Source organism: Luteimonas sp. MC1572 (genome assembly GCF_016615815.1).
GTDB lineage: Bacteria > Pseudomonadota > Gammaproteobacteria > Xanthomonadales > Xanthomonadaceae > Luteimonas.
Genome location: NZ_CP067112.1, coordinates 1,531,159 through 1,553,800, shown reverse-complemented (window position 1 = coordinate 1,553,800; position 22,642 = coordinate 1,531,159). Strand labels below are relative to the sequence as shown.

Sequence of the window (22,642 nt, the reverse complement as noted above, 5' to 3'; positions counted from 1 at the left end):
CGGCCCGGCAGCGTCAGTTCGCTGGGTGTGCGGCGAGCTGGCGCAACACGTAGTGCAGCAGGCCGCCGTGGCGGAAGTACTCGACTTCCTTCGGCGTCAACAGCAGCACGTGCGCCTGGAACGCCTTGGTGGTGCCATCGGCTTTACGCGCGGTGACGGTGGCGTACCGCGAGCGGCCATCCTCGAGTCCGGTGATGTCGAAGACCTCGGTGCCGTCGAGTCCGAGCGAGTCCGCGTTCTCGCCATCACGGAACTGCAGCGGCAGCACGCCCATGCCCACCAGGTTGGAGCGGTGGATGCGCTCGAAGCTCTGCGCGATGACCGCCTTCACTCCGAGCAGGTTGGTGCCCTTGGCCGCCCAGTCGCGCGACGAGCCGGTGCCGTACTCCGCACCCGCCAGCACCACCAGCGGCGTGCCGTCGGCCTTGTACTTCATCGCCGCGTCGTAGATCGACATCTTGGCCGGCGGGGTGCTGCCGAAGTACAGGGTGTTGCCACCTTCCTCGCCGCCGAAGAACCTGTTCCTGATGCGGATGTTGGCGAACGTGCCACGCACCATGACGTCGTCGTTGCCGCGCCGCGAGCCATAGCTGTTGAAGTCGGCCGGCTGCACGCCGCGCGACTGCAGGAACGCGCCCGCGGGCGAATCCTTCTTGATGTTGCCGGCCGGCGAGATGTGGTCGGTGGTGATGGAGTCGCCGAACAGGCCCAGCACGCGCGCGCCCTGGATGTCGTCGATGCTGCCGACGTCCATCGTCATGCCGTCGAAGTAGGGCGGGTTCTTGATGTAGGTGGAGGCCTCGTCCCAGGCATACAGTTCGCTGTCGGGTGATTCCATCGCGTTCCAGCGCGCGTCGCCCTTGAACACGTCGGCGTAGTTCTGCGCGAACAGTTCCGGACCCACGGTCGCGGCGATGGTGTCGCCGATCTCCCTGTTGCTCGGCCAGATGTCGCGCAGGTAGACGTCGTTGCCGTCGCGGTCCTGGCCCAGCGGTTCGCTGGTTAGGTCGATGTCGACCGTGCCGGCAATCGCGTAGGCGACCACCAGCGGCGGCGACGCCAGATAGTTCATCTTCACTTCGGCGTGGATGCGGCCTTCGAAGTTGCGGTTGCCCGAGAGCACCGCGGCGACCGCCAGGTCCTTCTCGGCGATGCCCTTCGACACCGCCTCCGGCAGCGGGCCGGAGTTGCCGATGCAGGTGGTGCAGCCGTAGCCGACCACGAAGAAGCCGAGCTTCTCCAGGTCAGCCATCACGCCGGCCTTCTTCAGGTAGTCGGTGACCACCAGCGAGCCCGGCCCGAGCGAGGTCTTCACCCACGGCGCGGCGGTGAGGCCCTTGGCCACCGCGTTGCGCGCCAGCAGGCCCGCACCGAGCATCACCGCCGGGTTGGAGGTGTTGGTGCACGACGTGATCGCCGCGATCACCACCGAGCCGTCGCAGAGCTGGTGTTCGCCATCCGCGATCCGGATCTTCGATACCGGCTTCGCCGCCAGGCGCTCGGCCTGGGGCTGGGCGCCGCCCTCGGTGGCCAGCTCCTGCACCGCGCAACCGACCGCGCGGTGCGACACGAAGCCGGTGACGTTGGTGTTGAAGTTCGCCTTCATGTCCTCCAGCAGCACCCGGTCCTGCGGGCGCCTCGGCCCGGCCAACGACGGCTTCACCGTGCCCATATCCAGTTCGACCACGGCCGAGTAGGTCGCTTCCTGCTGCCCGGCCTCGTGCCAGAGGCCCTGTGCCTTCGCATAGGCTTCCACCAGCGCGATCTGTTCCTCGCTGCGGCCCGACAGCCGGAGGTAGCGGACGGCTTCTGCGTCGACCGGGAAGATGCCGCAGGTGGCGCCGTACTCGGGCGCCATGTTGCCGATCGTGGCGCGGTCCGCCAGCGGCAGGTGCTGCAGTCCTTCGCCGAAGAACTCGACGAACTTGCCCACCACGCCGTGCTTGCGCAGCATCTGGGTGACGGTGAGCACGAGGTCGGTCGCGGTGGCGCCCTCGGGCATCCTGCCTGTGAGCTTGAAACCGACGACCTGCGGGATGAGCATCGACGAAGGCTGTCCGAGCATCGCGGCCTCGGCCTCGATGCCGCCCACTCCCCAGCCCAGCACGCCGATGCCGTTGATCATGGTGGTGTGGCTGTCGGTGCCGAACACGGTGTCGGGGAACGCCCAGAGCGCGCCGTCGACTTCACGCTCCATCACCACACGCGCAAGGTGCTCCAGGTTCACCTGGTGGACGATGCCGGTGTTCGGCGGCACCACCTTGAAGTCCTGGAACGCGTTCTGGCCCCAGCGCAGGAAGCCGTAGCGCTCCTTGTTGCGTTCGAATTCGATCTTGCCGTTGAGGTCCAGCGCATCCGCGCGGCCGAACACATCCACCTGCACCGAATGGTCGATCACGAGCTCCGACGGGATCAGCGGGTTGATCTGCGAGGGACTGCCGCCCAGGCGTGTCACCGCGTCGCGCATCGCCGCCAGGTCGACCACGCAGGGCACGCCGGTGAAGTCCTGCAGCACCACCCGCGCCGGCATGAACGCGATCTCGGTGTCCGGCTCCGCCTTGGGGTCCCAGGTGGCCACCGCCTCGATGTGGTGGGTGCCGACGGTCATGCCACCGTCCTCGTGCCGCAGCAGGTTCTCCAGCAGGATCTTCATGGAGTAGGGCAGGCGGGCGAGGTCGAAGCGCTGACCCAGCCTGGCGAGGCTTGCGAAGGTGTAGGACCGGCCGTTGACGTCGAGAACGTCGCGGGTTGCGAATGAATCGGCCATGGCGGGGCTCCTTGTGGGGGATTGGCTGGGCAGTGGTCTGTGGACCAGTCTACGGCGGCACGCGTAAGGCACGGGTGTGACCGGTGCCTGGTGCGGCGCGGGCCGGCCCGCCGCCAGTATGACGCTTTGAGTATGCAGGCATAAGTACGTACAATGTGCGCATACCCCCCTGCGCCTGGATTCCGCCAGGCTGGAGTGACCGCCATGGAAGCCACCGTCGCCGAACGCGGGCAGATCACCCTGCCCAAAGCCGTGCGCGATGCCCTCGGCCTGACCAAGGGCACCATCCTCAAGGTCGAGCTGGACGGCGGGCGCATCATCCTGCGCAAGAGCGTGGACGATGCGATCTCGCGCGCACGGGGCCGCTTCAGACTTGACGGCTTCGCGTCCACCGATGACGCCATGCGCGCCCTGCGTGGCCGCGCCCCTGGCGATCCGCTCGATCCCGACGCCGGCACATGATCGCGATCGATTCCTCCGTCCTTGTCGACCTGCTGGCCGACGGGCCCATGGCCGACGCCACCGAGGCCTGCCTGCGCCAATGTCTGGGCGTCGGCACGGTGGTGGTCTGCGATGTCGCCCTGGCCGAAGTCTGCAGCGCGCTCAAGGACGGTTCCGAAGCCGTGGCCGTGCTCGAGGAAGTGGGCATCCGCTTCAGCGCGCTCGAGGCGAAGTCGGCACTGCGTGCCGGCGAAATGCAGCGGCGCCACCGCCAGCGCGGCGTTGGCCCCGCCCGCGCGGTGCCCGACTTCCTGATCGGCGCGCACGCACTGCTGCAGTGCGACGGCCTGATCACACGTGACGACCGCTTCTATCGCGACTACTTCAAGGGCCTGAAGCTGATCGTGCCCACGCCCGAATAGCACCTCGCCCGTATCACGCACACCCGAACATCCACGGAGACCACTGCACCATGTTGGAAGCCTACCGCCACCACGTGGCCGAGCGCGCAGCGCTCGGCATCCCGCCGCTGCCGCTCACCGCTCGGCAGACGGCCGATGTGATCGAACTGCTGAAGGCGCCGCCGCCCGGCGAGGACGCGTTCCTGCTCGACCTCATCACCCATCGCGTGCCCGCCGGGGTGGACGACGCCGCCAAGGTGAAGGCGTCGTACCTTGCGGCGGTTGCCTTCGGCAGCGAGTCCAGCGCGCTGATTTCGCGCGGCCGTGCCACCGAACTGCTGGGCACGATGCTCGGCGGCTACAACGTCGCGCCGCTGGTCGAGCTGCTCGATGACGCGACGGTCGGCGCGATTGCCGCTGACGCGCTCAAGCACACGCTGCTGGTGTTCGACGCCTTCCACGATGTCGAAGAGAAGGCCAAGGCCGGAAACGCCAACGCCCGGTCCGTGATGCAGAGCTGGGCCGATGCCGAGTGGTTCACCGGCAAGCCCGAAGTGCCGCAGAGCCTCACGATCACCGTCTTCAAGGTGCCCGGCGAGACCAACACCGACGACCTGTCGCCGGCGCCCGACGCCACCACGCGCCCGGACATCCCGATGCACGCGCTGGCGATGCTGAAGAACAAGCGCCCCGACGCACCGTTCGCCCCCGAGGAGGACGGCAAGCGCGGTCCGATCCAGGCCCTGGCCGACCTCAAGCAGAAGGGCCACCTGGTCGCCTACGTCGGCGACGTGGTCGGCACCGGCTCCAGCCGCAAGTCGGCCACCAACTCGGTGCTGTGGTGGACCGGCGACGACATCCCGTTCATCCCCAACAAGCGCTTCGGCGGCGTCTGCCTGGGTGCAAAGATCGCGCCCATCTTCTACAACACCATGGAAGATGCGGGCGCGCTGCCGATCGAGCTCGACGTGTCGAAGATGGAGCACGGCGACGTCATCGAGCTGCGCCCCTACGACGGCAAGGCGCTGAAGGACGGCGCGGTCATCGCCGAGTTCGAGGTCAAGTCCGACGTGCTGTTCGACGAGGTGCGCGCCGGTGGCCGCATCCCGCTGATCATCGGCCGCGGCCTGACGTCGCGCGCGCGCGAGGCGCTCGGCCTGCCGGCAACGGACCTGTTCCGCCTGCCTGTCACTCCCGCCGACACCGGTCGCGGCTTCACGCTCGCGCAGAAGATGGTCGGCCGTGCCTGCGGCCTGGCCGTCGTGAACGGCGTGCAGCAAGGCATGCGCCCGGGCACCTACTGCGAGCCGAAGATGACCACCGTGGGCTCGCAGGACACCACCGGCCCGATGACCCGCGACGAGCTGAAGGACCTGGCCTGCCTGGGCTTCTCCTCGGACCTGGTGATGCAGTCCTTCTGCCACACCGCGGCGTACCCGAAGCCGGTGGACGTGAAGACGCACCACACGCTGCCGGAGTTCATCTCCACCCGCGGCGGCGTGTCGCTGCGCCCCGGCGACGGCATCATCCACAGCTGGCTCAACCGCATGCTGCTGCCGGACACGGTGGGCACCGGCGGCGACTCGCACACGCGCTTCCCGATCGGCATCTCGTTCCCCGCGGGTTCGGGCCTGGTGGCGTTCGCCGCGGCCACCGGCGTCATGCCGCTGGACATGCCGGAATCCGTGCTGGTGCGCTTCAAGGGCAAGATGCAGCCGGGCGTGACGCTGCGTGACCTGGTGCACGCGATCCCGCTGTACGCGATCAAGGCAGGACTGCTGACGGTCGCCAAGCAGGGCAAGAAGAACATCTTCTCGGGCCGCATCCTCGAGATCGAGGGCCTGCCGGAGCTGAAGATCGAGCAGGCCTTCGAGCTGGCCGACGCGTCCGCCGAGCGCTCCGCCGCCGGCTGCACCGTGCGCCTGGACCGTGCGCCGATCGTCGAGTACCTCACCAGCAACATCACCCTGCTGAAGTGGATGATCACCGAGGGCTACGCCGACGCCCGCACCCTGCAGCGTCGCATCGACAAGATGCAGCAGTGGCTGGCCGACCCGCAGCTGCTCGAGCCGGACGCCGACGCCGAGTACGCCGCGGTGATCGAGATCGACCTGGCGGAGATCGTCGAGCCGATCGTCTGCTGCCCGAACGACCCGGACGACGCCAAGACCCTATCCGACGTCGCCGGCGCGAAGATCGACGAGGTGTTCATCGGGTCCTGCATGACCAACATCGGCCACTTCCGCGCCGCGGCCAAGCTGCTGGAAGGCAAGCGCGACATCCCGACGCGCCTGTGGGTCGCACCGCCCACCCGCATGGATGCCGCCGAGCTGACCAAGGAAGGCCACTACGGCACCTTCGGCGCGGCAGGCGCGCGCATGGAGATGCCGGGCTGCTCGCTGTGCATGGGCAACCAGGCGCAGATCCGCGAAGGCGCCACCGCGATGTCGACCTCGACCCGCAACTTCCCCAACCGCCTGGGCCGCAACACCGATGTCTACCTCGGCTCGGCGGAGCTGGCGGCGATCTGCTCGCGCCTGGGCCGCATCCCGACCCGGGAGGAGTACCTCGCCGATATCGGAGTGGTGAACACCAGCGGCGACACGATCTACCGGTACATGAACTTCGACCAGATCGAGGAGTACCGCGAGGTGACGGACGCCGCAACGGCCTGATCAGGGGCCCTGCGGAGATCTTCGGGACGCCCGGCCTGGCCGGGCGTTTTCCGTTGCAGGCACGCACGCCGGCCACCCCGGAGCGGATGTATCCTTCCGCCATGGGCGCACGGCAAGCGTCCACCCACCTCGCGGTGACCACAGAGGCGACCCGGTGGCACGTTCGCGCTATCTGCTGTTCGGCATGCTGCTCTTCGCGCAGGCCCTGTGGGCGGCGCCGCGGCAGCTCGACGCATATCGCTGGCAGGACGTCGCCCGGATCGTGGCGATCGGCGACCTGCACGGCGACTACGACAGCTACCTGACGGTGCTCCAGACATCCGGCGTGGTCGACCGCCGCGGCCGCTGGATCGCCGGAGACACCCACCTGGTCCAGACCGGCGACATCCCGGATCGCGGGCCCGACACACGCCGGATCATCACCCACATGGCGCGCCTGGCCCAGCAAGCCGAGAAGCGCGGCGGACGGGTGCACAACCTCATCGGCAACCACGAGGCGATGAACGTCTACGGCGACCTGCGCTACGTCACCGAAGGCGAATACAAGGCGTTCGCCGGCAAGCGCTCCGCCGCGCTCAGGGACCGCTATTACAAGGCCACCTTGGAGGCGCTCGCAGGCAGCGATCCGGAGCGCGCCGCCGCGCTGCCCGCCGACCATCGCGCGCAGTGGGATCTCGAGCATCCGCTCGGCTGGGTGGAGCAGCGCTTCGCCTGGGATCCACGCTGGGACCCGGAAGGCGAACTGTTCCTGTGGACGATGAAGGGCAAGGTCGCCGTCCAGCTCAACGACCTGGTGTTTGTCCACGGCGGCATCAGCAGCGCCTATTGCGGCAACAGCCTCGAATCGATGACCACAATGGCGCGCGCCGCGCTGCGTCGCAACGACCCGGAAGAGCTCGGGATCCTGCGCGACGAGGCCGGCCCGCTGTGGTATCGCGGCCTCGCCGGCGTGCAGCCGGTGGCGCTTGCGGAGACGGTCGACGCCATTCTCCAGCGCCACGGCGCAGGCCATGTCGTGATTGGCCATACGCCCACCGACGGCGTGATCTGGCCGCGCCTGGCGGGCCGCGTCATCATGATCGACACCGGCATGGGCGCCGCATTCGGCAAGCACATCGGCTGGCTGGAGGTGACGCCGGAGGGCCTGTTCGCCGGCTATCGCGGCGGGCGACTGCGCCTGCCCATGGACGACGGGCAGCGCCTGGAGTACCTGGACGCGGTGATCGCGCTGCACCCCGACAACGCCGAGCTGCCGAAGCGGCGCGAGGCGCTGATGGCGGGCACGCTCGACCCGCCACCGGCCAGCGGCGAAGGCGCCGCTGCGCAGCCCCTCGATCCCGCCGTCAGCTGCGGCACCGCCCGCTGATCTCACGCGCGAATCGCTCATCGCTGTCGAGGGTGGCGAAGAACTCCTCGAAGTAGCTCGTGGTGATGCGCTTCCGGTCCGCACTCAGCCGGGGCTCGCTGCGGACGAGCGCGAAGATCGCTTCGCGACTGGCGAGGAACTCGGCACGCACCGGCTCCAGGGCGTCGTTGTGGCGACAGAAGCCGCGATACAGGCGCTGCCTGACCGACCTGATCGGCAGCCGCTCGTCGGGCACCGCATAGCTGGCATCCACGATGCCGGAGGCGTCGAAGTCGTAGGGCACTGCAACCACGGGGCCCGGAACATCCGCCGCGACCGTGATCCGGACGTTGTGGCAGCACTCGTCCTTCTCCGGCCCGCTCAGCACCTCCCAGTCCGTGTTTCCGATCAGGTACTGAAAGAGCATGAAGCGCGTCAACGCCAGTGGATCGAAGTCGCCCTGCACGAACTGCGCCCGGGGTGAACGCTTGTAGCCATTGCGCTTGGCCACGTCGTCCAGATCCTCGATCAGGAAGGCGAAGCGCGGCCCGTCCGAATCGCCGCCACTCGCATCCTCGTAGGTGATTCGGAGCGGGCGGACCCTGAAGCTGTGCTCGGTGACGTGGTTGAAGATCCGGTACGCCAGGAATTCCTGGACGTAGTACTGGTCCGCGACCGCCCCCGGCCGGCAGTGGGTGACCAGCTTCAGCGAGCGCTGCCCGGCGAAGTCGGTGCCGAGTGCGGCGTCGCGGGCAAAGCGGATCATCAACGGCGGGAACCTGCAGATGCGCAAGCGGGTGAGCCCGCGGGTCTCGACGGTCGCCTCGATCCGGTGCTCGCCGCCTGCGCCGTCGGTATAGCCCAGCACCGCGGGATAGCGGCGCCTGTCGTTCTTCCTGCGCAGCAACTCGGACCAGGGCGCCTGCAGGGTCACCGTCAACTCGCTTGGGGACTCGAACAACGGGTGCACGCCTTCCCTGGCATACGCGCAGGTGGCGGCCATCAGCCCGGCCACGCACAGGAGGATCACCCACCACCCCGCCGCAAGCAGCGCACCGGGAGCGCCTTGCGCGAAGCGGGCTCCGCGGGATGCCGGTCGATCGCCAGGGGGGCGGGCGGCGGGTCGGCAGATCACGGCTGGTCCTTGCGTGATCCTCCAGCCTGTTCTTCGTGCTCCGCCTTGAGCTGGCGCTTTTTTTCCTTGCGCTCGGCCACGTAGTCGGACTCGAACCCGTCGCCGAATCGGCAGACGTACAGGGTCGCGTAGCAGAAGAACACCGTCATCACCGCGGCCACTTCCAGCGCGCCGACGCCGGCGGCGATGCCGGTGCCGATCGCCACGAGGATGAACAGCGCATCGAAGGTGTCCTGGAGCGCGCGGCGGAACTGCACGCCGGCCACGATGCCGGCCAGCGCGAACGCCAGCGCCAGGCTGTACTGGACGACCAGCACGATCGCCGCGACCACGCCGGGCAGGATCAGGGTGGTTTCGTCGAGCGAGTGGTCGTAGTCGCTGCCACGGTGGACGCCCTTCTGCACCCACGACACGGGCAACATCAGCAGCCAGGTCCCCACCAGCGCCACGGCGAGTCGCCGCGCATAGCCGAGCCGGTCGAGATCGGGGGGTGGTGGTGGCTCCTGCCTGGTCGAGGCGCTGCCGGCCGCCTGGTCAAGGTTGTCGACCCGGATCCCCGGTGCGACCGCGCCACTGGCCAGTTCCTTGACCCCGCCGATCGGAAGGTGGTCCGGCGCTGTCGGGAACAGCGCGAGCAGGACCACCAGCGCCGTCGCCATCGCTGCGTGGTAGAGCAGCAGGCGCCGCAGGAGCCTGAAGATGGCCTGCCGCGGTGGCGTGGCGTCCGGAGGCGACGCGGACTGGCTGGGCCCGTCGGTGTTTAACGTGTCGGGCACGAACGTTCTCCCGGTGTGCGGGAATGCAGGTCAGAAGCCCGTGCCCCAAGTCCGGGCGTCGCCTGTGCTCAGGTAGATACGCGGCATGCCCGCGGCAACGGCCACCGCCTGGCCGCGCGGAGGCGCGCGCCCGGGTGGCGCTTCAGCCCAGCAGATCCTCGACCGCCCGACCCATCGCCCCGCGCTGGAGCAGGACGTCCCACGGGCTGCCGCCCGCCTGCCGCCACAGCACGGCCGAACGCAGCGCGGACAGCAGTACCGCGCGGATCTCCGCCACCACGTCGGCCTGGCCGAGGTAATGCGGGTTGCCCTGCACCAGTACGCGCGGGCGCAGGTGGCTCACGGTGTCGGCGTACAGGGTGCCGAGCCTGGCGAGCACCTCGGGATGGGTGCTGCTGCCCAAGCGTTCCGCGTCGGCGCGCGCGGCGAGGATGCCGGCGTGGACGCGCTCGCCCATCTCGTCGTCCTGCACGAAGCGGCGCTCGAGCTGGGTGACCGCCAGCGCAAGCTTGGGCAGCAGCGGATCCTGGCCGCGGTTGGACAGGTAGTCGCGCAACAATGCGAGGCCGGGGCGTACCGCGGCCACGCCGCCGTAGACATCGGCGGTGGACGCGGCGTCGATGCGGAACACGCTGTCGAGCGCGGTCTGCAACACGGCGCCTTCGGCCTGCCCGGTATCGGCGATGCGGCGCACCTGGCGCAGCGCCTGCGCCAGCCCGGCCAGCGCCAGCACGCGGTCGTGCATGTTCATGCCGTCACCGCGGAGCGCGCGAGCGGGGCGTCGGTGGTGGCGATCACCGCGCCCCCCAGGCAGGCGTCGCCGCTGTAAAGCACCAGGGACTGGCCCGGCGTGACCGCGCGCTGCGGCCGGTCGAAGGCAACCCGCAGGCTCCCGGTATCGTCAACAAACACTTCGCATGGCTCCTCGTTCTGGCGGTAGCGCGTCTGCGCCGTGCATGCAAACCGCGTTGCCGGCGGTGCGCCCGCAACCCAGTGTGCATGTTCGGTCCACAGCATGTCGGACATCAGGTAGGAGCTGTCGTGCCCCTGGTCGACCGTGAGCACGTTGCCGGCGACATCCTTGCCGACCACGTACCAAGGGCTGTCGGCAAATCCGCGCTGGCCGCCGATGTTCAGGCCTTCGCGCTGGCCGATGGTGAAGTAGAACACGCCGGCATGCGTGCCGACGCGGCGGCCATCCGGCGTGCGAATCTCGCCGGCCTGCGCGGGCAGGTAGCGCGCGAGGAAGCTGCGGAAGTCGCGCTCACCGACGAAGCAGATCCCGGTCGAGTCCTTCTTCCCCGCCGTCGGCAGGCCGGCCGAGCGGGCGAGGGCGCGCACCGCGTCCTTGTGCAGCTCGCCGAGCGGGAACAGCGTGGCCGCGAGCTGCGCCTGGCCGAGCTGGTGCAGGAAGTAGCTCTGGTCCTTGCCCCGATCGGCGGCGCGCAGCAGGCGCCATTGGCCACCGACGCGGTCGATGCGCGCGTAGTGGCCGGTGGCGATGCGTCCGGCACCAAGGTCGAAGGCGGCATCCAGGAAGTGGCGGAACTTGATCTCGCGGTTGCAGAGCACATCCGGATTCGGCGTGCGCCCGCGCGCGTACTCGGCCAGGAAGTGCTCGAACACGCCCTTCCAGTACTCGCCGGAGAAGTCGCGGAAATGGATGCGGATGCCGAGCCGGCCGCACACCGCGACCGCGTCGCGGCGGTCGTCTTCGGCGCGGCAGTCGCCGCTGCCGTCGTCGGCCCAGTTGTCCATGAACAGGCCATCGACGGCTTCACCGGCGTCACGCAGCAGCAGCGCCGCGACCGATGAATCCACGCCGCCGGACATGCCGACGATGACCGCCGGCGCCCTCATCCGTGCAGCGCGCGCAGCAGCGAGAGCGGGTGGCGCTGGCCGCCCAGGAAGTCATCCACCACCTGCCACACCAGCGGGCTGCGGTGCCGGGGCCGGGCGGCCTGGAGTTCGGACGGCGTCAGCCACAGTGCGCGCTCGATACCCTCGTCCAGGCGTCGGGCGGGATCGTGCGTCACCAGCCGGGCCGCGAATGCAAAGCGCAGGTAGTGGCGGCCGCCGCTGCCGTCGGCCAGCACTGGCGATGTCCACTGGTAAGCACCGATGAAGGCGTCCAGTTCGACCGTCCAGCCGGTTTCCTCGAGGGTCTCCCGGATCGCGGCATCCAGCAGGCTCTCGTCGGGCTCCAGGTGGCCCGCCGGCTGGTTCAGAACCAGCGCGCCGCCGGCGTGTTCCTCAACGCAGAGCAGGCGCCCCCGGTCGAGTACCACCGTCGCGACGGTGACGTCCGGCTGCCAGAACCGCCCCTGGCGATACGTCATGCCCGGTGCGCCATGGATCGCGTTCCGCCCGCGGCCGGGCCGCGGTGGGCGATACGTTCTTGCTGCGTGGCGCTGGCGTTGCGCATCGGGCGCTCGTGGTGCGGTTGGAAGGGCATTTTCGTCCGTGTGGCGCGTGGGCGTCCACCGCCGGCTCCGTATAATGGCCACCATGAGCCGCAAGATCGAACACGAACGCGACCACGGCGTCGTCGTTGAACCCGCCCGCCCCGAACTGGCGCGTCCGCCGCTGTACTCCGTGCTGTTGCTGAACGATGACTACACGCCGATGGATTTCGTGGTCGAAGTGCTGGTGCGGTTCTTCAGCCTGGATATCGAACGCGCCACCCAGGTCATGCTCCACGTGCACACGCGCGGCCGCGGCGTGTGCGGGGTGTTCATCCGCGACGTGGCCGAATCCAAGGTCGCCCAGGTCAACGACTACGCGCGGCTGAACCAGCATCCGCTGCTGGCGACGATGGAACCGGCCTGAGCGCCTGAAGCCCGGTTCCTGCACCCCGTCGTGACACCCGCTGGCGGGATACTGGGGACCACCGCCGGCCCTTGCGCTCGAAGCGGGCAAAGGCCTACAAGAGGGTCATCGCCGGATGGAAATGCCGCATCGGCACCCCCATCTGGATCGTAGTGATTCCAGGAGGCACAAGCCCCATGTTCAGCAAGGATCTCGAATACAGCATCGGCCAGTGCTACAAGCGCGCGCGTGAGGCGCGCGACGAGTACATGACGGTCGAACACCTGCTGCTCGCACTGCTCGACAACCCGTCCGCCGAGATGGTCCTGAAGGCATGCAGCGCCGATTTCCACCGCCTGCGCGCAGACCTCGAGCAGGCCATCGACAGCTCGGTTTCGCGCCTGGCCGAGGATGACGGCCGCGACACCCAGCCCACGCTCGGCTTCCAGCGCGTGCTGCAGCGCGCCGTCTACCACGTGCAATCCTCGGGCAAGAAGGAGGTCTCCGGCGCCAACGTGCTGGTGGCGATCTTCGGCGAGAAGGATTCGCACGCCGTGTATTTCCTGAACCAGCAGGACGTGACCCGGCTGGACGTCGTGAACTACCTCTCCCACGGCATCGCGCGCACCGGCGACGAGCCGCCGCACGACGCCGAGGATGCATCGGCGCGCCAGCGTGGCGAGGGCGCCGAAGGCGGGGAGGGCGACGGCAAGGGCGATGCCCTGGCCGAGTTCGCCACCGACCTCAACGCGATGGCCCGTGCCGGCCGCATCGATCCGCTGGTCGGCCGCGCCGAAGAAGTCGAGCGCACCATCCAGGTGCTCTGCCGCAGGCGGAAGAACAACCCGCTGTATGTCGGCGAGGCGGGCGTGGGCAAGACCGCGATCGCCGAAGGCCTGGCGCGGCGCATCGTCGAGGGCCAGGTGCCGGAGGTGCTGGCGCACGCCACCATTTACTCGCTCGACCTCGGCGCGCTGGTCGCGGGCACCAAGTACCGCGGCGACTTCGAGAAGCGGCTGAAGGCGGTTCTGGCCGCGATCGGCAAGCACGAGGGCGCGATCCTCTTCATCGACGAGATCCACACCATCATCGGCGCGGGCTCCGCGTCCGGCGGCACGATGGATGCGTCCAACCTGATCAAACCGGCGCTGGCGTCGGGCGACCTGCGCTGCATCGGCTCCACGACCTTCCAGGAGTATCGCGGCATCTTCGAGAAGGACCGGGCGCTCGCACGCCGCTTCCAGAAGATCGACATCGTCGAGCCGACGATCGGCGAGACCTACCAGATCCTGCAGGGCCTGAAGCCACGCTATGAGGCCCATCACCAGGTCACCTACGCCGACGAGGCGCTGCAGGCGGCGGTGGATCTGTCGGTCAAGCACATCGGCGACCGGCTGCTGCCGGACAAGGCGATCGACGTGATCGACGAGGCCGGCGCGCGCCAGAGGCTGCTGCCGGCCGACGTGCGCAAGCAGCTGATCGACGTCGAGGAGGTCGAGACAATCGTGGCCAAGATGGCGCGCATTCCGGCCAAGCAGGTCAGCGCCTCCGACAAGGACGTGCTGCAGCACCTCGAGCGCAACCTGAAGATGGTCATCTTCGGCCAGGACCCGGCGATCGGCACGCTGGCATCGGCGATCAAGCTTGCGCGCTCGGGGCTTGCCAACCCGGACAAGCCGATCGGCAACTTCCTGTTCGCCGGGCCCACGGGCGTGGGCAAGACCGAGGTCACCAAGCAGCTGGCGCTCCAGCTCGGCATCGAGCTGGTGCGCTTCGACATGTCCGAGTACATGGAGCCGCATTCGGTCAGCCGCCTGATTGGCGCGCCTCCAGGCTACGTCGGCTTCGACCAGGGCGGATTGCTCACCGAGAAGATCGTCAAGACGCCGCACTGCGTGCTGCTGCTGGATGAGGTGGAGAAGGCGCACCCCGACATCTTCAACATCCTGCTGCAGGTGATGGACCGCGGCATCCTCACCGACACCAACGGGCGCGAAGCGAATTTCCGCAACGTGGTGCTGGTGATGACCACCAACGCGGGCGCGGCGCAGGCCGCGCGGCGCACGATCGGCTTCATGCAGCAGGACCACAGCACCGACGCGATGGAGGCGATCCGCAAGGGTTTCACACCGGAGTTCCGCAACCGTCTGGACGCGGTGGTGCAGTTCCAGCCGCTGGGCTTCGAGCACATCCTGCGCGTGGTCGACAAGTTCCTGATCGAACTCGAGGAGCAGCTGCACGAAAAGGGCGTCAGCCTGGCGGCAACTCCGGCGGCGCGCGAATGGCTGGCCCAGCACGGGTTCGATCCGCTGATGGGCGCACGGCCGATGGCGCGCGTGATCCAGGACAAGGTGAAGCGGCCGCTCGCGGACGAACTGCTGTTCGGCAAGCTGGTGGCGGGTGGACGAGTTTCCATCGATGTCCGCGACGGCGAGATCGTCCTCGACGTGCAGCCCGAGGCGGAAAGGCTGCTCCCGGCAACGGTGGCATGACCAACGCGGACCGGATCCGCGACCCGGAATGAAGAAAGGCGGCCAATGGCCGCCTTTTCTTCGTCTCGCGCCACAGGGCGCGGCGGCTTACTTCATGCGGTAGGTGATGCGACCCTTGGTGAGGTCGTACGGGGTCATCTCGATCTTGACGCGATCGCCGGTAAGGATGCGGATGTAGTTCTTGCGCATGCGCCCGGAAATGTGCGCGATAACCTCGTGGCCGTTCTCAAGCCGCACCCGGAACATGGTGTTCGGGAGGGTCTCGGAGACCGAGCCTTCAAATTCTATGACGTCGTCTTTTGCCATGCGTCCTGTTTGACCATGCAAGGAACTCGGGCTGGACGCCCGAAAGACGAGATTCTGCCACGAATGGCGCTCGAGCGCAAAATTTCCGTTAACGGGAACCTACTGGTCCGTGTTCCGGTACGCGTTTCATATGGTGCCTGGAGCTGCCGCCAACGCCGCTGCCGGCAGATCCCCGAAGGCCTGCGTCCAGGGCCCCTCGCGTCCCGGGCGCGCGACCAGTTCGCGCACTTCGCCAAGGAACCGGGTGCGCGGCCACGACTCCGCCCCCATACGCCGCAGGTGCGCGTTGTCCACCTGGGCATCGATCAGCGGCCAGCCCCATTGCCGCAGTCGCAGGGCGAGGGCGGCGAGCGCGACCTTGGAGCCGCCGCTCGCCGCGCTGAACATGCTTTCGCCGAAGAACATCGCGCCGATGGCGACCCCGTACATGCCGCCGACCAGCCTGTCGTCGCCGTCGAAGACTTCGACGCTGTGCGCGAGGCCCGTTGCGTGCAACCGGCCGTATGCGCGGCGCATCTCTGCATCGATCCAGGTGCCGCGCTGGCCCTTCCGCGGTGCGTTCGCGCAAGCCGCGACCACGGCGTCGAACGCCGTGTCCGCGCGCACACGCCAGCGTGAATGCCTGAGGGTGCGGCGGAAGCGAGACGCGAGGTGAACGCGGTCCGTGCGGAACACCGTGCGCGGATCCGGCGACCACCACAGGATCGGCTGGCCTTCCGAGTACCAGGGGAAGATGCCGCTGCGGTAGGCGTTGGCCAGGCGCGTCGTGGACAGGTCACCACCGAAGGCGAGCAGTCCATCCGGCTCGCGCAGTGCCGTGCCGGGATCCGGGAATGGCGCGTCGGCGCGTGCGCCAAGGCGCGGCAGCGCCAACATCACGGCGCAGCGCCTGGCGCATCGCGCCTGAACGGCGAACGCTGCATCAGTTCGAGGGCCTGCGCAGCCACCACGGCGCGCTCCTCGGCGCACCACGGCGCCAGCGCTTCGCGGAACGCGGGCTCGGCGATCCAGTGGTGGCTGCGCACCAGCGTCGGCAGGAAGCCGCGTGCGATCTTGTGCACGCCCTGCGCGCCGGGTTCGAAGCGCGCAAGGCCCTCGCGCAGGCAATAGTCGATGCCCTGGTAGTAGCAGGCCTCGAAATGCAGGCCAGGCAGCTGCCGCGACGCCCCCCAGTAGCGGCCGTACAGCGTGTCGCGGCCACGCAGGCACAGCGCACCCGCGATCGGCGCGTCGTCGAGGTCCGCCAGGACCAGCAGCAGCGAGCGCGGCAGGTGGGTGGCCAGGTGGCGCAGGAAGGCGGGGGTGAGCGCGGGGGCGTTGCCGTAGTCGGCGAATGTCTGCAGGTAGAAGCCGTGCATGGCGTCGAGATCGGCCTCGCTGGCCTCGTCGCCGTGCAGCACGCGGAAGCGCACGCCCGCACGCTCCACGCGCGCGCGCTCCTGGCGGATGTTCTTGCGGTGCTTGTGGTCCATCGCGGCCAGGAAATCGTCGAAATCGCGCCAGCCCGCGGCGTTGTGCCAGTGGTACTGCACGTCGAGCCGCTGCAGCCAGCCGGCGCCGAATGCCGCGTCTTCCGTCGCCTCATGGAAGTTCATGTGCGCTGAAGAAAGGCCGCTTGCGCGTGCATGCGCCGCGATGGCGGTGGTCAGCGCGGTGCGCGCGTCGTCACTGCGCGCGAGCAGGCGCGGACCGGTGACGGGCGAGTAGGGCACGGCGCCGAGCCACTTCGGGTAATAGTCCAGGCCGTGGCGCGCGTAGGCGTTCGCCCAGGCGTGGTCGAACACGAACTCGCCGTGCGAGTTGTCCTTCAGGTAGCCGGGAGCGGCCGCAAGCAGCGTGTCGCCATCCCACAGGCCGATGTGCCGCGGCGTCCAGCCCCAGCCCGCGCGCAGGCAGCCGCTGGACTCCAGGCCGGCGAGGAACGCGTGCGTGACAAAGGGATTGCCGCCATCGTGCAGCGCGTCCCAGGCGGCAGCCGGGACGTCGGAAAGTGACGCGTGGATGCGCGCGACGGCCATGCGCGGCTCAGTCGGCCCGCACCGTCGCGCGCCGCGCCTCAGGCATCCTTGTCGAGGAAGCGTTCCGCATCGAGCGCGGCCATGCAGCCGAAGCCCGCCGAGGTGATCGCCTGGCGATAGACCTGGTCGGCGACGTCGCCGGCGGCGAACACGCCCTTGACCGACGTCTCCGTGGCGCCACCGGCGAGTCCAGAACGGATCTCCAGATAGCCGTTGTTCATCGCCAGCTGGCCTTCGAACAGCGAGGTATTGGGCGTGTGGCCGATGGCCACGAAGAACCCGTGCACCGCGATCTCGCGGGTGCTGTCGTCCTGCACCGACTTCAGGCGCAGGCCCGTCACGCCGGCCTCGTCGCCGAGCACTTCGTCGACCACGTGGTGCCAGACCGGCACGATCTTGCCGGCATCGATCTTCGCCTGCAGCTTGTCCTGCATGATCTTCTCGGCGCGAAGCGAATCGCGGCGATGCACCAGGTACACGGTGCGCGCGATATTGGACAGGTACAGCGCCTCCTCGACGGCGGTGTTGCCGCCACCGACCACCGCAACGTCCTGCTCCTTGTAGAAGAAGCCGTCGCAGGTCGCGCAGGCCGACACGCCGCGGCCCTTGAAGGCTTCTTCGGAGGGCAACCCCAGGTACTTGGCGGTCGCGCCGGTCGCGATGATCAGCGCGTCTGCGGTGTACTCGCCGCTGTCGCCGGTCAGCCGGAACGGACGCTGCGACAGGTCCGCGCTGTGCACCTGGTCGAACACGACCTCGGTATCGAAGCGCTCGGCATGCGCCTGCATGCGATTCATCAGGTCCGGGCCCATCAGGCCATGGGCGTCGCCGGGCCAGTTGTCGACCTCGGTGGTCGTCATCAGCTGTCCGCCCATCTGCAGCCCCGTGACCAGCACGGGCTTGAGGTTTGCGCGCGCGGCGTAGACGGCGGCGGTCCAGCCGGCGGGGCCGGAACCGAGGATCAGCAGGCGGCAGTGCTTGGAAGTGCTCATGTATACTCGCGAGCCATGGAAACATGGCGTTGGGAAGCGCATAGCTTGGCGGCGCCACGGCAGCATGACAAGGCGCGCAGGCTGCGGCTCACCGCAACGCTGGGTTCCTTGCCGCAAACGACGACTCGCCGCTGACGCGGCGTTTTTTGTGCAGGAGCGACGCATGCGAATCGGTGTTCCGAAAGAAACCAAGACGCTCGAAGGTCGCGTCGCGCTGGTGCCGGCCGCTGCAGGCGACCTGGTCAAGCGCGGCCATGACGTCTGGCTGGAGACTGGCGCTGGCGTGAAGTCCGGCTTTGCCGACGCGGACTACGCCGCGCTCGGCGTCAACATCGCCGCCGGTGCCGCCGATCTCTACGCGAAAGGCGAGATGATCGTGAAGGTGAAGGAGCCGGTCGCGGGCGACCTCGAGCACCTGCGCGGCGACCATCTGCTGTTCTGCTACCTGCACCTCGCCGCCGAGCCCGCGCTGACGCGCCGGCTGCTCGACATCGGCCTCACCGCGATCGCCTTCGAGACCGTCGAGCTGCCCAACGGCGAACTGCCGCTGCTGGCGCCGATGTCGGTGATCGCCGGACGCATCGCGACCCAGGTGGGCACGAACCTGCTGCACCAGCCACGGGGCGGCAAGGGCGTGCTGCTCGGCGGGCTACCGTCCACCTCACGCGGCAAGGTGGTCGTGTTCGGCGCCGGCAAGGCCGGCGGCGCCGCCGCGTCGCTTGCCGCCGCGACGGGGGCCAACGTCACCGTGTTCGAGATGCGCCAGGACCGCATGGAAGAGATGATGCGCCTGGGCAACAACGTCACCGCGCTGTACCCCTACCACGATCTCGTCGCACACGAAGTCGCTTCGGCAGACCTCGTGGTGGGCGCGGTGCTGGTGACCGGTGCACGCGCGCCGCACGTGCTGACCCGCGAGATGCTCAAGGTCATGGAGCCGGGCAGCGTGCTGGTCGATATCGCCATCGACCAGGGTGGCTGCTTCGAGACCTCGCGGCCGACCACGTGGCAGGATCCGACCTACGTGGAAGAGGGCGTGACCCACTTCTGCGTGACCAACATGCCGGGCGCGGTGCCGCAGACCTCGTCGCAGGCGATCTGCGCCGCGATCCTGCCGTGGGTAGCGAAACTTGCGGCGGGTCCGGGGTGGCGCAACAACGAGGCGCTGGCGCGCGGCGTCAACGTCGAGGCGGGCAAGCTGGTGCACCCGGCGCTGCTCGACATGGCCCTTTCGGGCAAATCGTGAGTAGAATCATCCCATTGCGGGATAATCTTAAGGTCTGATCACACGTGGCAGCACGCCCGGTAGCGGAACGCGGCAACAGGCGGCAGCGCAAGGCTGTCGCCGACAAGGCCGCGCCCGCGGCGCCAAACCCTCGGCGGCAGAAGCTGCTGCGCGACATCGCGCTGATCGCGATCGCGCCGTTGCTGGTCTACCTGCTGGTCTGCATGGTGACGTTCTCGCAGACCGATCCCGGCTGGTCGCATTCCGGCAGCCTGACTGCGCCATTGAACAATGCCGGCGGCCGCGTCGGTGCCTGGGTGGCCGACGTGCTGCTGGGTCTGTTCGGCCATGTCGCGTTCGTGCTGCCGCTGATCCTTGGCGCGGTGGCATGGATCGCGCTGTTCGGCATGGACACCGATGGCGACGGGCAGGCCGATCTCGGTCCGGCCCTGCGGCTGGTGGGCATTGTCGGTTTCATCGTGTCGTCGACGGGGCTGCTGTTCCTGCGCATCGGCGCTGTCGAAGGCTACTCGGCAGGCAGCGGCGGCATCCTCGGGCGCCTGGTCGGCAACTCGCTGTATTCGGCGTTCGGCCCGGTGGGCGGCAACCTGTTCCTGCTGGCGCTGCTGCTGGTGTCGGTGACCCTGGCGACCGGGCTGTCATGGTTCAGGGTGATGGACGCCATCGGCCATTGGGTCTTGCGCCTGCCCGAACTGTTCCGCCGCGGCAGCAAGCAGGCGGTCGACTGGCAGGAAGCGCGCGCCAAGCGCGAGGAGCGCACCGAAGTCCGCAAGATCGACAGCGAGCTGCGCAAGACGCGCGCGCCGGTGCGCATCGAGCCGCCACCGGCGCCGGTCGTTGAGAAGAGCGAGCGCGCCAAGCGCGAGCAGCAGATCCCGCTGTTCCATGTCCCCGACGGCACCGGCATTCCGCCGCTGGCCCTGCTCGACGATCCCAAGCCGCAGGCCAAGGGTTACGACGAGGACACCCTGGAAACCCTGTCGCGGCAGATCGAGTTCAAGCTGAAGGACTTCCGCATCGATGCGCAGGTCGTGGGCGCCTACCCGGGGCCGGTGATCACCCGCTTCGAGATCGAACCCGCGCCCGGCGTGAAGGTCAGCCAGGTCAGTTCGCTGGACAAGGACATCGCGCGCGGTCTCAGCGTGAAGTCGGTGCGCGTGGTCGACGTGATCCCGGGCAAGTCGGTGATCGGGCTGGAAACGCCGAACACGCATCGCGAGATGATCTACCTCTCCGAGCTGCTGCGCTCCAAGGAATACGACAAGTCCGGCAGCCCGCTCACCCTGGCGCTGGGCAAGGACATCGCCGGCCGGCCGACGGTCGCCGACCTCGCGCGCATGCCGCACCTGCTGGTGGCCGGCACCACCGGCTCGGGCAAGTCGGTGGCGGTGAACGCCATGGTGCTGAGCCTGCTGTACAAGGCGTCCGCCAAGGACGTGCGCATGCTGATGATCGACCCGAAGATGCTCGAGCTGAGCGTCTACCAGGGCATTCCGCACCTGCTGGCGCCGGTGGTCACCGACATGAAGGAGGCCGCCAACGGCCTGCGCTGGTGCGTGGCGGAAATGGAGCGCCGCTACAAGCTGATGAGCGCGGTCGGCGTGCGCAACCTGGCGGGCTTCAACAAGAAGGTGAAGGACGCGCAGGACAGTGGTCAGCCGCTGCTCGATCCGCTGTTCAAGCCCAATCCCGAACTCAACGAGGCGCCGCAGCCCCTCGAGCCGCTGCCGTTCATCGTCATCTTCATCGACGAATTCGCCGACATGATGATGATCGTCGGCAAGAAGGTGGAAGAGCTGATCGCACGCCTGGCGCAGAAGTCGCGCGCCGCGGGCATCCACCTGATCCTGGCCACGCAGCGGCCGTCGGTGGACGTGATCACCGGCCTGATCAAGGCCAACATCCCGACGCGCATCGCGTTCCAGGTGTCGAGCAAGATCGACTCGCGCACCATCCTCGACCAGTCCGGTGCGGAAACGCTGCTTGGCCACGGCGACATGCTGTACCTGCCGCCGGGCACGGCCATGCCCGAGCGCGTGCACGGTGCCTTCGTGTCCGACGAGGAAGTGCACCGCGTGGTCGAGCACCTCAGGCAGGCCGGCGGCGGTCCGGATTACGTCGAAGGCGTGCTGGAGGAGATCCAGTCGATGGGCGACGGCATCGTGGTCGGTGCCAGCGGGCTTCCGGAAAGCAGCGGCAGCGCCGGCGATGAAAGCGATCCGCTGTATGACGAAGCGGTGCGCGTGGTCACCGAAACCCGACGTGCGTCGATTTCCGGCGTGCAGCGGCGGCTCAAGATCGGCTACAACCGCGCCGCGCGCCTGGTCGAGGCGATGGAAGCGGCCGGCGTGGTCACGCCGCCCGAGCACAACGGCGACCGTTCCGTGCTGGCGCCGCCCCCGCCAAAGTAAACGTTGCGGTCACGGCGAGCCGATTGCCTGCATGTGCGTGATCCCGCATTCAGCGATCCCGCCGCACACTTGCGCCGCCCTCTCTCCACGGAGCCTTCCACCATGATCCGTACCCGTTTCTGGCTGCTCGCGCTGATCGCGCTGATCGCGCTGTTCGCCACCGGCACCGCGTTCGCCGGTGCCCGTGACAACCTGGATGGCTTCACCCGCGGCCTGAAGGGCCTCGATGGCCAGTTCGTGCAGAAGGTGTTCGACGCCGACGGCCGTATCAAGGAAACCTCGAGCGGCCGCGTGGCGATGTCGGCGCCGCGCCTGTTCCGCTGGGAGTACGTCAAGCCCTACGCGCAGCTGATCGTCGCCGACGGCAGCAAGGTCTGGATCCACGATCCCGACCTGGAGCAGGTCACCGTGCGTCCCCAGGGCGCCGAGGAGCAGGACAGCCCGCTGGCCGCACTGATCGACCCGTCGCGGCTCGACCGCGACTACAACGTCCGCGAGGCAGGCGATGCGGATGGCCTGTCGTGGCTGCTGCTCACGCCCAAGCAGGCGGAAGCGGGCTTTGCCAGTGCAAGGCTCGGGTTCTCGAGCGCGGGCCTGGCGCGCATGGAGGTTGTCGACACTCTCGGCCAGCGCACCGAGATCGCGTTCAGCGGCTGGAAGCGCAACCCTCGTTTCGGCGCGGGAACGTTCAAGTACACGCCCGGCCCGGGCGTTGACGTGATCGGCGAAGGCTGACGCCCGCAGCGCGGCCTCGCCGCGCCGGAGCGGCACCAACCAGGACGGCGTCACGGGTGGCCCCCGTGGCGCCGTTCCTGCGTTATGGACAGTG

Annotated in this window: 19 protein-coding genes; 9 read left to right on the top strand and 10 right to left on the bottom strand. The window is 68.6% G+C overall.

Going from position 1 to position 22,642, the window contains the following annotated elements; genetic code table 11:
- Positions 1-13 precede the first annotated feature (13 nt).
- Positions 14-2,767 (bottom strand): aconitate hydratase AcnA, encoded by a 2,754-nt coding sequence (acnA, locus tag JGR64_RS07040; protein WP_199372670.1) that lies wholly within the window; start codon positions 2,765-2,767, stop codon positions 14-16.
- Between the two features lie 204 nt (positions 2,768-2,971).
- On the opposite strand from acnA, the gene JGR64_RS07035 reads away from it, so the two are divergent.
- The 4 genes from JGR64_RS07035 to JGR64_RS07020 all read left to right on the top strand — a co-directional run bounded on the left by JGR64_RS07035 (position 2,972) and on the right by JGR64_RS07020 (position 7,650).
- Positions 2,972-3,229 carry an AbrB/MazE/SpoVT family DNA-binding domain-containing protein gene (locus JGR64_RS07035; protein ID WP_199372669.1) on the top strand — a complete coding sequence of 86 codons (258 nt, stop codon included), beginning with the start codon at positions 2,972-2,974 and terminating at the stop codon, positions 3,227-3,229.
- Complete coding sequence (locus JGR64_RS07030; RefSeq protein WP_199372668.1) at positions 3,226-3,630, top strand: type II toxin-antitoxin system VapC family toxin; 405 nt, start codon at positions 3,226-3,228, stop codon at positions 3,628-3,630. The genes JGR64_RS07035 and JGR64_RS07030 overlap by 4 nt, the downstream gene beginning before the upstream one ends.
- 50 nt (positions 3,631-3,680) lie before the next feature.
- The gene (gene acnB, locus JGR64_RS07025) at positions 3,681-6,284 is read left to right on the top strand and encodes a bifunctional aconitate hydratase 2/2-methylisocitrate dehydratase (protein ID WP_199372667.1); all 2,604 of its coding nucleotides are present in this window, start codon (positions 3,681-3,683) and stop codon (positions 6,282-6,284) included.
- 154 nt (positions 6,285-6,438) lie between these two features.
- The gene (locus JGR64_RS07020; protein WP_199372666.1) at positions 6,439-7,650 is read left to right on the top strand and encodes a metallophosphoesterase; all 1,212 of its coding nucleotides are present in this window, start codon (positions 6,439-6,441) and stop codon (positions 7,648-7,650) included.
- Here JGR64_RS07020 and JGR64_RS07015 read toward each other — a convergent pair.
- From JGR64_RS07015 to JGR64_RS06995, 5 genes are all read right to left on the bottom strand, one after another.
- Positions 7,628-8,659, bottom strand: a complete 1,032-nt coding sequence (locus tag JGR64_RS07015) for a hypothetical protein (RefSeq protein ID WP_199372665.1) — start codon at positions 8,657-8,659, stop codon at positions 7,628-7,630. The genes JGR64_RS07020 and JGR64_RS07015 overlap by 23 nt on opposite strands.
- Positions 8,660-8,760: 101 nt before the next feature.
- Complete coding sequence (locus JGR64_RS07010; RefSeq protein WP_199372664.1) at positions 8,761-9,540, bottom strand: hypothetical protein; 780 nt, start codon at positions 9,538-9,540, stop codon at positions 8,761-8,763.
- Positions 9,541-9,682: 142 nt separating this feature from the next.
- Complete coding sequence (gene hflD, locus JGR64_RS07005) at positions 9,683-10,291, bottom strand: high frequency lysogenization protein HflD (RefSeq protein ID WP_233348001.1); 609 nt, start codon at positions 10,289-10,291, stop codon at positions 9,683-9,685.
- Complete coding sequence (gene mnmA / locus JGR64_RS07000) at positions 10,288-11,400, bottom strand: tRNA 2-thiouridine(34) synthase MnmA (protein ID WP_199372663.1); 1,113 nt, start codon at positions 11,398-11,400, stop codon at positions 10,288-10,290. The genes hflD and mnmA overlap by 4 nt, the downstream gene beginning before the upstream one ends.
- The gene (locus JGR64_RS06995) at positions 11,397-11,879 is read right to left on the bottom strand and encodes an NUDIX hydrolase (RefSeq protein ID WP_199372662.1); all 483 of its coding nucleotides are present in this window, start codon (positions 11,877-11,879) and stop codon (positions 11,397-11,399) included. The genes mnmA and JGR64_RS06995 overlap by 4 nt, the downstream gene beginning before the upstream one ends.
- A 169-nt stretch (positions 11,880-12,048) precedes the next feature.
- On the opposite strand from JGR64_RS06995, the gene clpS reads away from it, so the two are divergent.
- Positions 12,049-12,369: an ATP-dependent Clp protease adapter ClpS gene (gene clpS / locus JGR64_RS06990; RefSeq protein WP_199372661.1), complete on the top strand. Its 321-nt coding sequence runs from the start codon at positions 12,049-12,051 to the stop codon at positions 12,367-12,369.
- Positions 12,370-12,545: 176 nt separating this feature from the next.
- Positions 12,546-14,840 carry an ATP-dependent Clp protease ATP-binding subunit ClpA gene (clpA, locus tag JGR64_RS06985; protein WP_199372660.1) on the top strand — a complete coding sequence of 765 codons (2,295 nt, stop codon included), beginning with the start codon at positions 12,546-12,548 and terminating at the stop codon, positions 14,838-14,840.
- Between the two features lie 87 nt (positions 14,841-14,927).
- Here the strand turns inward: clpA and infA are convergent, their stop codons facing one another.
- From infA to trxB, 4 genes are all read right to left on the bottom strand, one after another.
- Positions 14,928-15,146: a translation initiation factor IF-1 gene (gene infA, locus JGR64_RS06980; protein WP_182821165.1), complete on the bottom strand. Its 219-nt coding sequence runs from the start codon at positions 15,144-15,146 to the stop codon at positions 14,928-14,930.
- Between the two features lie 126 nt (positions 15,147-15,272).
- Entirely contained in the window at positions 15,273-16,022 is a 750-nt protein-coding gene (gene aat, locus JGR64_RS06975) for a leucyl/phenylalanyl-tRNA--protein transferase (RefSeq protein WP_199373224.1), read from the bottom strand.
- Complete coding sequence (locus JGR64_RS06970; protein WP_199372659.1) at positions 16,022-17,164, bottom strand: GNAT family N-acetyltransferase; 1,143 nt, start codon at positions 17,162-17,164, stop codon at positions 16,022-16,024. Before JGR64_RS06970 ends, aat begins: the two co-directional genes overlap by 1 nt.
- Before the next feature lie 38 nt (positions 17,165-17,202).
- The gene (gene trxB, locus JGR64_RS06965) at positions 17,203-18,156 is read right to left on the bottom strand and encodes a thioredoxin-disulfide reductase (RefSeq protein ID WP_199372658.1); all 954 of its coding nucleotides are present in this window, start codon (positions 18,154-18,156) and stop codon (positions 17,203-17,205) included.
- Positions 18,157-18,319: 163 nt separating this feature from the next.
- Here trxB and ald point away from each other — a divergent pair, with 163 nt between their 5' ends.
- The 3 genes from ald (at position 18,320) to lolA (ending at position 22,548) form a co-directional block, all read left to right on the top strand.
- Positions 18,320-19,402 (top strand): alanine dehydrogenase, encoded by a 1,083-nt coding sequence (gene ald / locus JGR64_RS06960; protein ID WP_199372657.1) that lies wholly within the window; start codon positions 18,320-18,322, stop codon positions 19,400-19,402.
- 44 nt (positions 19,403-19,446) lie between these two features.
- Entirely contained in the window at positions 19,447-21,813 is a 2,367-nt protein-coding gene (locus JGR64_RS06955; protein ID WP_199372656.1) for a DNA translocase FtsK, read from the top strand.
- A gap of 102 nt (positions 21,814-21,915) precedes the next feature.
- A complete protein-coding gene (gene lolA, locus JGR64_RS06950) occupies positions 21,916-22,548 on the top strand; it encodes an outer membrane lipoprotein chaperone LolA (protein WP_199372655.1) in 633 nt (210 codons plus the stop codon).
- The last annotated feature ends 94 nt before the right edge of the window (positions 22,549-22,642 follow it).